General features: G+C 41.3%; 12 protein-coding genes. 2 read left to right on the plus strand and 10 right to left on the minus strand.

Annotated elements, in window-relative coordinates; genetic code table 11:
- Positions 1-225: 225 nt before the first annotated feature.
- A complete protein-coding gene (locus MHB49_RS17465; protein WP_405152322.1) occupies positions 226-645 on the minus strand; it encodes a hypothetical protein in 420 nt (139 codons plus the stop codon).
- A 217-nt stretch (positions 646-862) separates the two neighbouring features.
- Between MHB49_RS17465 and MHB49_RS17470 the strand changes: the two genes are divergently transcribed.
- A complete protein-coding gene (locus MHB49_RS17470; RefSeq protein ID WP_405152323.1) occupies positions 863-1,738 on the plus strand; it encodes an SDR family oxidoreductase in 876 nt (291 codons plus the stop codon).
- A 492-nt stretch (positions 1,739-2,230) separates the two neighbouring features.
- On the opposite strand, the gene MHB49_RS17475 is transcribed toward MHB49_RS17470, so the two are convergent.
- The 7 genes from MHB49_RS17475 to MHB49_RS17505 form a co-directional block, all read right to left on the minus strand.
- Positions 2,231-2,848, minus strand: a complete 618-nt coding sequence (locus tag MHB49_RS17475; RefSeq protein WP_405152324.1) for a TetR/AcrR family transcriptional regulator — start codon at positions 2,846-2,848, stop codon at positions 2,231-2,233.
- Between the two features lie 657 nt (positions 2,849-3,505).
- Complete coding sequence (locus MHB49_RS17480) at positions 3,506-3,718, minus strand: hypothetical protein (protein ID WP_405152325.1); 213 nt, start codon at positions 3,716-3,718, stop codon at positions 3,506-3,508.
- Entirely contained in the window at positions 3,700-4,470 is a 771-nt protein-coding gene (locus MHB49_RS17485) for an ABC transporter ATP-binding protein (RefSeq protein ID WP_405152326.1), read from the minus strand. Before MHB49_RS17485 ends, MHB49_RS17480 begins: the two co-directional genes overlap by 19 nt.
- Complete coding sequence (locus MHB49_RS17490; RefSeq protein ID WP_405152327.1) at positions 4,463-5,266, minus strand: ABC transporter ATP-binding protein; 804 nt, start codon at positions 5,264-5,266, stop codon at positions 4,463-4,465. The genes MHB49_RS17485 and MHB49_RS17490 overlap by 8 nt, the downstream gene beginning before the upstream one ends.
- Positions 5,267-6,070 (minus strand): ABC transporter permease, encoded by an 804-nt coding sequence (locus MHB49_RS17495; RefSeq protein WP_090911120.1) that lies wholly within the window; start codon positions 6,068-6,070, stop codon positions 5,267-5,269.
- Positions 6,067-7,014 (minus strand): ABC transporter permease, encoded by a 948-nt coding sequence (locus MHB49_RS17500; RefSeq protein ID WP_405152328.1) that lies wholly within the window; start codon positions 7,012-7,014, stop codon positions 6,067-6,069. Before MHB49_RS17500 ends, MHB49_RS17495 begins: the two co-directional genes overlap by 4 nt.
- Positions 7,014-8,609 carry an ABC transporter substrate-binding protein gene (locus MHB49_RS17505; protein WP_405152329.1) on the minus strand — a complete coding sequence of 532 codons (1,596 nt, stop codon included), beginning with the start codon at positions 8,607-8,609 and terminating at the stop codon, positions 7,014-7,016. Before MHB49_RS17505 ends, MHB49_RS17500 begins: the two co-directional genes overlap by 1 nt.
- Before the next feature lie 149 nt (positions 8,610-8,758).
- Here MHB49_RS17505 and MHB49_RS17510 point away from each other — a divergent pair, with 149 nt between their 5' ends.
- A complete protein-coding gene (locus MHB49_RS17510; RefSeq protein WP_405152330.1) occupies positions 8,759-9,514 on the plus strand; it encodes a class I SAM-dependent methyltransferase in 756 nt (251 codons plus the stop codon).
- 187 nt (positions 9,515-9,701) lie between these two features.
- On the opposite strand, the gene MHB49_RS17515 is transcribed toward MHB49_RS17510, so the two are convergent.
- Together MHB49_RS17515 and MHB49_RS17520 are read right to left on the minus strand one after the other, a co-directional pair.
- Complete coding sequence (locus MHB49_RS17515) at positions 9,702-10,049, minus strand: hypothetical protein (RefSeq protein WP_405152331.1); 348 nt, start codon at positions 10,047-10,049, stop codon at positions 9,702-9,704.
- Positions 10,050-10,563: 514 nt separating this feature from the next.
- Positions 10,564-10,989, minus strand: a complete 426-nt coding sequence (locus MHB49_RS17520; protein ID WP_192263006.1) for a MarR family winged helix-turn-helix transcriptional regulator — start codon at positions 10,987-10,989, stop codon at positions 10,564-10,566.
- Between the last annotated feature and the right edge of the window lie 20 nt (positions 10,990-11,009).

An 11,009-nucleotide genomic window follows, 5' to 3' on the forward strand; every position in this document is an offset into this window, starting at 1 on the left:
GTAGTACCGTAAATGGATCATAACAAAAACAATTACAGAACGCAATAGTATCAAAATAAAATTTTAAATTATCAATAATAGAAATCTAACTTTATTCAGTTACATATAAATTTAAAATGTATAAGAATCGCCTGCCTACTTGTTAATGTGTTTATTTTAAGCATTTTCAAGAAATAATTAAGCCGAACACATATCTTATGTGTTCGGCTTGTTTACTTCCGAAATTTACACTTGTTTTAATACGCTTCGCATCATCAATTTATCCACAATTCTTTCTACATAACAAGCATGATTAGACTGATTTCTGGCGTAAATATTGTTCAACATTGCTAGCGCAGGTTCAATATCTGTAATTAGCTCTATATCGTCATCAGTAAGTTGATATTTTTTGACATACGATTGAAGAATAGATGCAATCACGTTTCTGTAACTCCAGTAAAAAGCGTCACGCATACCTTGGTCTAATTGTTCATTTAGCCCATTACATATTGCATTTATTGCTTTTTGATATTTTTTATTATCTTGTGTAAATAGCAGATTGAGCAGATCAATCAGTTGTCCACGCAAGTCTTGATTTCTATTCAACTTATTTATGGATACCTCAATAGGATTAATCAACCTGGTTGCGTCAATAACAAGTTCCATTTTAGAAGACCATCGTCTATATATGGTTCCCTTGCCGACTTTTGCTTGGTTTGTAACTGCCTTCGCCACCTTTCTGTAAGGTAAAGCTTTGTATTTTATAAATCGAGTATATCATTCCATCATTAAATACGATACTATTGCGTTCTGTATATATATTTGCTATGATCCTTTTACGGAACTTCTAAGTTCTATATATTAACTATTGGAGGAATATGAAATGACAACACCAAAAGTGCTGATTATTGGTGCATCTGGCACCGTCGGTTCAAAAATTGTTAAAGAATTCGAAAATAACAGTGAGGGCGTAACCTTTCGTCTGGCGACAAGTCGTAGAGAAACCGCCGAAAAATGGGAAGTAGAGGGTCGTGAGGCTGTTGTACTTGATCTTAATGAGCCGAAAACCTTCCCTGCAGCACTAGCAGGTGTCGACCGAGTATTTTTACTAACTGGATATACGGCTGATATGCTAATCCAAAGTAAACATTTGGTTGATGCAGCAGTCAAAGCAGGCGTGAGTCACATCGTTCATCTGGGAGTCTTTACCTCCCGTCGTGACCTTATCCCCCATTTTATCTGGCATGACTTTATCGAAACGTATATTGAAGCCAGTGGAATTAGTTGGACACATCTGCATCCCAACGTCATTACAGATAGTATCTTCACACGTACTACCTTACAGGAAACGGGTTCATTTTCAGTCACGTGGAATGACGCGCAACAAGGCTGGGTATTCGCAGAGGATATTGCCGCTGTGGCTGCTACAGTGTTGCGAGAGGGTCCAGGGAAACATGCGAGCGCCAACTACTATTTGAGCACAGAAGTATTGACCGGTCCAGAAGTTGCTGGCATTCTTTCTGAGATTTCGGGAAAACAAATCAATTGCTTTACACTTGATCCTTCAGCATTGGAAGCGCATGTTTCTCAGGTTTCAGATACTGGTGAACGTGCCTACATGGAGAGTGCCGTCATTACAATGAAATTAGGCGCGACTGGTCAAATGACTGCACAGACAGTTGTTCGTGACGACGTCTTCACAGTTCTAAGACGTCCTGGGTTGAGCATGGCGGAATGGGCGCGTCAGAACTTAATATGACGATTTGCTAAAAGGAACATCCAGAACTGCATAGGGGAAAAAGCAAAGATATCTTCATTATATCTAACCCGGTTTGTCTATAGCACACTGTTCAATAGAAATAATAAAAGCTTCCTTGCGATCGATTCCTAGTGTTAACTGGGGAACGGTCGTTTAGTTATCTCCTAAACCGAATGGGATTATCCTTAAGTGGAAGCTTAACTGAATTGCTAAATACAAGTTTTGTATCTTTACATTTAAAACTAAAACGAGATGTGTTTATTTGGAAAAATTGAGTGAGAGGACTCATCCTACCTCTATCAGTAAAATTGTTCATTCTATTCGCACTACAGGGAATGCCTTCTCTTTATGGACTTCAAGAACTCCAGAATTGAGAGACTTATTAAAAGATTGGCTTATTATGAAATGTCTTAATAATATTCTTTTTTTAATTCAAAAGAAGTAAACAAGCCGAGCACATACATTATGTGCTCGGCTTGTTTACTTCGCAATTTACACTTGTTTTAATATGATCGGCATCATCAATTTATCAACAATTCTTTCAATATATTGAACATTATTAGACTGATTTCTGGCGTAAATATTATTATACATTACTAACGCAGGTCCTATATCTGCAATTAGCTCTATATCGTCGTCAGTAAGTTGATATTCTGCGACATACGGCTGAAGAATGGATGTGACCACATTTCTGTAGCTCCAGTAAAAAGCATCACGCATACCTTGATCTAATTGTTCATTTAGCGCGTTACAAATTGCATTCATTGCTTTTTGATATTTTTTATTATCTTGCATGAACAGGAGAGAGAGCAAGTCAATCAACTGTCCACGCAAGTCTTGATTTCTATTCAACTCATTTATGGATATCTCAATTGGATTGGCCAACATGGCAGCCTCAATGACAAGTTCCATTTTAGAAGACCACCTTCTGTATATGGTCCCCTTGCCGACCTTCGCTTGAATAGCAACTGCTTCTATGGTTAATGAGTCATATCCTTTTTCTGCTAACAATTCTAAGGTTGTCTCAAGAATGACCTTATTCCGTGACAAATCGAGAGGACGCCCTCTTTTTTCTTCTGTTGTATACTCTTTTTTATTATCATGTGACATAAAACCTTAGCCACCTTTCCTATAGGGTAAAGCTCTGTGCTTATAAATTTAGTATACCATTTCGTTACTACTGCGTCCTGTAAACGTATGTTTTATATGAACATCTTCAAAAACTACGTAGTTCTATATAGAATCGATCATCAGAAAGACTTTGTATTATAAAGCTAATTTTGTTTCGAATTGATGGAGCCTTTATACAAATGAATATATACATTCCTTACTAAACATGATATTGCACATCAATACACAGCAGCTTCTGCTATATATGAGACATGCAATTATCAACTAACCTGCCCGTTAGTTTAATGAATTGACGGGCAAAACGCCGATTAGATGTACATCTAATCGGCAATAGGAACATGTTCTTGTCCATTCCGGCAATAGGAACATGTTCTTGTCCATTCCGGCAATCGGTACAAGTTCTTGTCCTTGGCTTGGGACAATAACTTGTACCGATAAAATAAAAAAGCCGCTAAATTAGCGACTTCAATGGGACCATGTTCTTGTCCCTCGACACATTTCGAGCAGCTGGCGTATCAACCGTAACACACACAATTACCTGCCTCTGCCCTAGTCGATCAGATTATCCAATCGATTCCCGGAATAGGTAGCAAAATCGCTACAACGATTTTGTCTGAGATGGGGAAATCCATCGGTTTAGTCTTTCTTTTTTGCTAAAAGGATAATACTCCATGCTGCTTGATGAATAACTGTGCCTCGAAACTGAGAAATCATTTTTCTTTGAGAAAAATTCATTTTCAAAAAGGTACCGTTTGATTCCCAATACCTTTTTGCAGATAAAAAAACAATTTCCAAAATTGGTAATTTACTTAATTTATTCCCGCTGAATTTTATGTCAATTGGTTCCATGCTGTTTCAAACATCTTACTTGAGTTTAATAACGTGACGGTATATGGATCCCTCTCTGCTTCGTCATAGAGCGCAGAAGTACTGAAAAGTTCAACCTGTTTTCCCTCTTTCAAAACCATAATATTCGAACATAGTCCTGGTAACAGCGTGAGGTCATGAGTAATGAACAGAAGAGTTAAGCCTTGTTCCTTCTGAATGGATATGAGCAGCTCAATCATCTGCTGTTGTAATAAGACGTCGAGGTTGGAGACCATTTCGTCACAGATTAACAGTTTGGGACGAGTTAACAAAGCTTTGGCGAGACAAGCTCTTTGATACTGCCCACCACTCAGTTTTCCGGGGCGATTTCGAAGAAGGTTCTCATTCAGGCCTACTTTTCCCCAATATTCAAGGACTTTATGCTTGCGCTCGGCTCTATTATAACGGGTAAAATTAATTAAAGGTTCTTCCAGACACTGAAACAAGCTCAGTGATGGATTTAATGTGGAGCCAGTATTCTGAAAAACAATCTGTATATCGCGATACCATTCCCTATACGATAATATTCCTTTGCTGGGCAAGGGCCGCCCGTCAAAGAAAATATGGCCAGAGGTTGGTTGTTTTAATGCCATGATAAGCTGGGCAAGCGTGGATTTACCACTACCACTCTCCCCCACAATAGCCAGAGATTCTCCATCTTCTATTCTAAAATGAATATCTTCCAGAATGGGTCTTCCGTGAATTTCCTTATACAGTCGCCGGATTTCAATCATAAGGTATCTCTCCTTTTCCAAGAAATCTTTGAGAGTAATGCCTGCATAACTCTTGGGTGTATTCATGTTCAGGTGCGCTTAAAATGTTCTCCTTACTGCCCTGCTCTATTATTTTCCCTTCCCGCATAACACCAATCGTGTCCGCAAGATAGCCGGATATAAGTAAGTCGTGGGTAATAAACAACATGCTCATATCCGTGTCCAGAATGAGCTCTTTCAGAAGGAATATGATCTCAGCCTGTGTTTTGACATCAAGTGCACTCGTTGGCTCGTCGGCTATCAGGATTTTCGGCTTTAACAGAAGCGCCATCGCAATCATGACACGTTGATTCATTCCACCGCTTAACTCATGAGCATAACTGCTCATCACATGGGACGTGTCCTTTAAGAGAACTTGGGACAACATTTTTTTTATTTGCTTCTCAGCCTCATATCTTGAAACAGGCAAGTGACTGCGCATCAGATCAACGAATTGCCTACCAATCGGAATCGACGGATGCAAGGCCTGCTCCGGATGCTGGAAGATGGCACCGATCTGGCCCCCTCTGATGCTGCGCCAGCGCTTCCTTGATAATTGCTTCAGATGTTCACCCTGTAACACGATGTCACCTGACATCTGCAGATGAGCAGGCAGCATATCCAAGATAGCCTTACTTGTTAGCGTTTTACCGCTGCCGCTTTCTCCAATCAATGCATATGTTTTCCCAGTCTCCAGAGAAAAGCTGCTATCATGAACAAGCGATTGACCTTCCTTATTTCTGATATTTAGATTTTTGACTTCGAGCAAGGTCGTCATTTAGCGTTCCCTCCTCAGTCGCTCGCCTATAATTTGGAACGAAGCAGCAGTCAGAAATATCATAAAGCCTGGAAAGAAGCCCATCCATGGGGCGACCTGCAAATAATTTTTTCCGTCCAATAGCATGACACCCCATTCTGGAGAAGGAGGCTGTGCACCAATACCCAAAAAGGATAAACCGGATAAAGTCAGGATCACCTTACTCACGTCCAGAATGAGCATCGTTCCAATCTGAGGCATGATATTCGGAATCATATGTCTGGTTATTATTCTAAGTCCAAATGCCCCGCTTACCCTGCTGGCGGTAATATAAGGTTCCTTTTTCACATCATGAATTAGCCCTCTTATGATTCGTACGTACTTGGCCCACCAGGAGAGGATCACCGCAAAATATACATTTTCCATGCCAAAGCCAAGGAAACCAACGACCACAATGGTAAGTAACATACTCGGTAATGCTGTGAAAATGTCGGTTAGGCTCATCATAAGCATGTCCAGCTTGTTCCCCAAAAAAGCACTCCATGTCCCCACCAGAAGACCAATCAACATCACAACACTAAGTACAATAAAAACAGGGAATACCGATTCACTAATCCCGTGTATGACCCGGCTTAACAGGTCTCTTCCCAAATAATCCGTTCCAAATGGATGAGCAACGCTGGGAGGAAGAAGCTTCTGTTGATGATTCGTATGGAACGGATCATAAGGTGAAATCCACGGGGCCGCAAGTCCTGTAATAATAAGTAGGATGATATATAACAACGCAGCCGTTGGCAGTTTATTCGCTCGGATGATACTGATCAAACTTCCCACCTCTGTTTGTCAAGATGAACACGCGGGTCCGCAAGGAAGTACAACAGGTCGGTCATAAAATTAAAAACAAAAATAAATACTGCCACGAAGAGTGCGCTCCCTTGAATGACTGGAAAATCACGGCGAAAAATAGCTTCAAGCATGTATTTACTGAATCCCGGAAAACTGAAAATCGTCTCGATGATAATCGAAGCCCCAAAAAAGCTGGGTAGACTCGTCGTGATTAATGTCAGAATTGGGATGAACATGGAGCGCAGTAAATAAGACGGATAAAAGATGCTCGGCCGCAATCCCCTAGCTTTTGCAGCCTCAATGTACGAGAACTTGCTGTACTGGATCGTATAGGATCGAACCATCCGAATAAAGTAAACACTTTGCACCAGCGTCATGGCAGTTACCGGCAAAATATAATGCCGTGTGGTCGAACTGCCTACAACAGGCAGGACGGGCCATATCACGCCTAAGGCATACATAAGAAGAATAGCAAGCCAATATAAAGGGATCGACAACCCCAATATGGTCATTGAATAAACCACTCGATCTGCCATTGAGCCTTCATTCAATCCCATCCAGATTCCAATCGGTATGGATATGAAGAGGGTTAATACAAAAGAGCTTGCAATGAGTTTCGACGTTGAGCCTAAACGTTCAATCATTTCACTTAATACGGGTTCTCCGGAAGAAAAGGAATGCCCTAACTCTCCTTGAAATACGTGATGTGCCCATGCTAAATATTGCTGAATGAACGATTGATCCAGTCCCCATTGTTTCTGTAAATCAGCTACGATGGATTGCTCCGGTACGGCTCCGATTTCCAGCAGCAGCATCGACGCCGGATCACCCGGCGCCAAACGCATTAATGTAAAAACAAACAAGGAAAATAAAACAAACGTGACTACCAACATGATCAGACGATGAATCATAGAGCGGAGCATTACTTCGCTTCTTTCTTCAGGTAATGCCACTTCAACGGGTCGTCCTCAATAGCATTGAACCTGAAATCAACCACTTGGCTTGAATGAACAAAGGTTTGCTTGGCGTAGTATATCGGAACAGACATGGCTTCCTCATGCATGCGGAGGAACACCTGATTGAACAGCTTTTGCTGCTGCTGAGTGGAAACCGTAGCCGCGATTTGATCCAGCAAATCGGATAAAGGCTTGTCCTGATACGCAACTCCCGGTGAGGATGGCGAATCATAGAATAAGGAGGACAGGAATCGATAAGGTAATTGAGCATCAGTGTATGTCCGATACATAAGCAGATCATATTCCTTCGTGCTCCACAGGGTATCGTAGTAAGCAGCCCGTTCCTGATTCACAATATGGATTTGAATGCCGATCTGTTTCATGTTGTCTTGAAAAATTTCAGCCATCTCTTTCCATTCCGGATATTCCTCTGATTGAATCACCAGACGAAGTTGCAGTACTTGTCCATCTTTTTCATAGAGGTGCTTGTTCTTATTCCATTGGTAGCCTGACGCTTCAATCAGCTGTTTGGCTTTTTCGGGATTATACGGATAGGAAGGCTGATTACTGTCGGATATAAATGCAACCTTCTCTTGGAACAATCCTCTAACAGGGTCCCGGCTACCTCCTGCATACTTGCTCGTATCATTGCCATAATTGATAGCTTGGCGGATATTCTTATCAGCTAGAAAAGTATTGTGTTGGTTGATAACCATAAAGTAGGACATTGTACTGTTTCCGGTTTCGATTACGTAGTTGTCGTTGTTCTGAAATACAGGGAGACTTTCCATGGGGATATTACCAAGTTCCCCGCCCGCAAGATCCACCTCTCCAGATTGCAATGCCATTACCCTCGCCTGAGGATCTGTAATGACTTTGAAAACAAGTGAATAGTCGGATGGTTGTTCTAACCAATAATGTTCATTCGGGATTAGAACAGTCTGAATCCCTGGTTGATACTCTCCTATTTTCCATGCACCCGTTCCGATCGCTTTTTGAAAAGTACCATTCACATCTCCCTTAGGGGTTACCGAGTTCGGACTCATAATTCGATATGGTCTTGCCTGACTAAGCTCGTACAACACTTGCGTTGCTGTATCCTTAAAGGAAAGTACGACTGTTTGATCATCAGGTGCTTCAACTTTTTGCAATAAACGGGATATTTCAAGCGAAGCATTCTCTTCCCTGCTTACCGCTCTTTCCAAAGAAAACTTCACGGCTGCTGAATTCAGTGGACTGCCATCCGAGAACATGACCTGATTTTGCAGATGTAAAATGTAAGTCCTGCCATCATCGGATATCTCCCATGACTCCGCCAGGCTGGGCGCAAATTCACCTTTTCCTTTATAGTCCACAAGGGCATCATATATAGCCGCATGCGTATGTCTGGAACCATTGTAAGTCGAGGCGTCCAGCTTGTCTGCTTCAGTATCCTGCGTGACTGCGACCACAATGTTCTTGTCCTCCTCTGCTGCAGAGGGTGAGCTCACATGTTGTGAACACCCCATAATGAACAACAATAAGACAACAGCAATTACTCCAAATCCAGATCTTCCAAACATCCCTACTCCTCCTATTCCTCTTCAAGCTGTTTATGATTGCATAGCTGTTATTCTCATGAATACTTGCTAGATGAACAATCTTTGTATATTATTAATCGTAATCATTACGTTTAGCAAGGAATTTTTTATATAACAAGGAGTCGATGTTAGTGAGTAAGCATAAACTTGTACAACAATATCGGGATTATTGGGACAAAGGAGCAGCTGTCTATGATGAAATTGTGGATGCCGAATTTGCGTCCAACCGATATGATCAATGGAAGGGAATTCTGAGTCATTTTTTGTCCGGGAAAAGTAATTTAAAAGTGCTCGATGTAGGTACCGGGCCTGGTTTCTTCGCGGTTCTGCTCAGCCAGATGGGGCATCAGGTTACTGCTATTGATTCTTCTCCGGAGATGGTGGCTAGGGCTATTCAAAACGCCCAAAAATATAATTGCAGTATCCAGGTTATTGAGACAGATATTATAGAATATAAGACAGAAGAAAAATATGATATCATCATTTCACGAAATGTGACCTGGTTCCTGTACAATCCTGTAGCTGCATATCAAAATTGGCATGGAATGCTTAATGACGGAGGCCAGGTTATTATTTTTGATGCGAATTGGAATTTATTTTTATCTGATCCGAAGGAGGCAGAGCTTTTTCAAAAAGACAAGGAGGAGGCTGCCGCGAAAGGGTACGTGCCGTACCGCCCAGAGAAGGATGTCGAAGAAGGAGACCAACTGGCACTTACTTTGCCATTGAGCTATGTAAGGAGACCTGAATGGGACAGCGAAATGCTTCGTTCAATTGGCTTTGCCCAAATCCAAATTCATCAAGGATTCGATAGTGAACTGTATCATAGAGGTGAACAAATTCTGAATCGACACAGACCGATGTTTGCGATCGTTGCAAATAAATAACTCAACATTCGCAGCCTCGAACACTTTATTACTCCGTTTATGCGGGCATCAGCTTTACGCACTCGGTTCTTCTTTCGACCATGCTCAGCTACGTATTATAAAATGTTAAAAACATGTGCGAGTCTATACACGAGAAAATACCTGCCCCTCTCCCAGGCAGGTATTAAAGGTGAATCGTATGAATGGCTTACCAACATCGATCACTAAATATTAGTCCAGAAGACTGTAGATCTGAATGCTCTCCACGCGCTTTCTCAATATTCTTTTCAAAAATAAGAGGTTTGCCATCATGAATGATGATGCCATCCACAGCCAAGCCCAGCAACTGCTTGGAGCTATCATAGATACGTACTTCCTTGCCTGAAGCTTTCAGCTTCTCAAGAGCAAGTCTGACGATTTCTTTTGTCTGCGGCTCTCCTGTCGACGATCTATGCTGTGCCAACACCTCACGGAAGGACAACTCGGACAGATTCGCCTTCTCCATCATCTGTTTTTCAATGGTAATGAAGCTGTAGTAATCGATGGCTTTATTCACCACAAAAATGATGACGCCAAAGGAACTTCATCGTATGTGCATCCCTTCTAGCCTTGTTCCCCAGCTTGAATCATAATTTACTCTCATCTTAGCACAGACACTTTAGATCCCTCCACCGACTGGATGATGAGGTATATTCCACTGAGCCCAACATAACTAGTAATAAACCCGAAGAAAGGAGAACAATCCATGGATCTTCACGCAATTCCTTGTCAATGGACATACACGTCTCCTCACGGCCTTTCGAAATGTATTCGAAATACGAAAACTGTCCTGCATAATGCTACTTAATGTGTCTCTGTTTTTTGAAGGAACTTATGTTCATCACTTGGATTACTCAATGTTCAGCATCGCAACTTTTTGTGGTATATACGATATCATTGATTGAATATCTTGTTTAGCGGTTTCGTATTGATTCGGGCAATTGCTGCTAGATGAGCTGCTCTCATCAAAGTTTGGCAAATTTGATCAGAATACTATTTAGCAAGCTAAATATATATCAAAGAATTGAGAGTCATATTAAATTCCTCTCCATTTGTTGCATTAGCTGTCTTAATATCAACCGATCTTCCGTCGATATGGATTGAAGCAATTTATCCTGCTGCTCCCTCCATTTAATCTCAACAGGCTTTTCTAATTCTTTTCCTTTGTCCGTTAGATAAATACGCATGATCCGGGCATCTTGTCCATCACGTTTACGATATATGAATCCGTTCTGCTCCAGTGATTTAACCATGTTCGTTACCGTTGGCGGCTCACATTTCAAGTGTTCACACAGTTGCATTTGTGTTACCCCATCACCCAACCACAGACGATACAACAAATTATCTTGCCCTACATAGAGATTAAGTTCCCTAAGAGATTCACTATAATTCCGACGCATTTGGGAGGAAATCCGATCTAACGACTGTCGAATATCACAATCTACTGCATCTGTCATGAATTATCCCGTCCTGTCAT

The sequence above is a fragment of the Paenibacillus sp. FSL K6-0108 genome (assembly GCF_045040695.1).
Lineage (GTDB): Bacteria > Bacillota > Bacilli > Paenibacillales > Paenibacillaceae > Paenibacillus > Paenibacillus pabuli_B.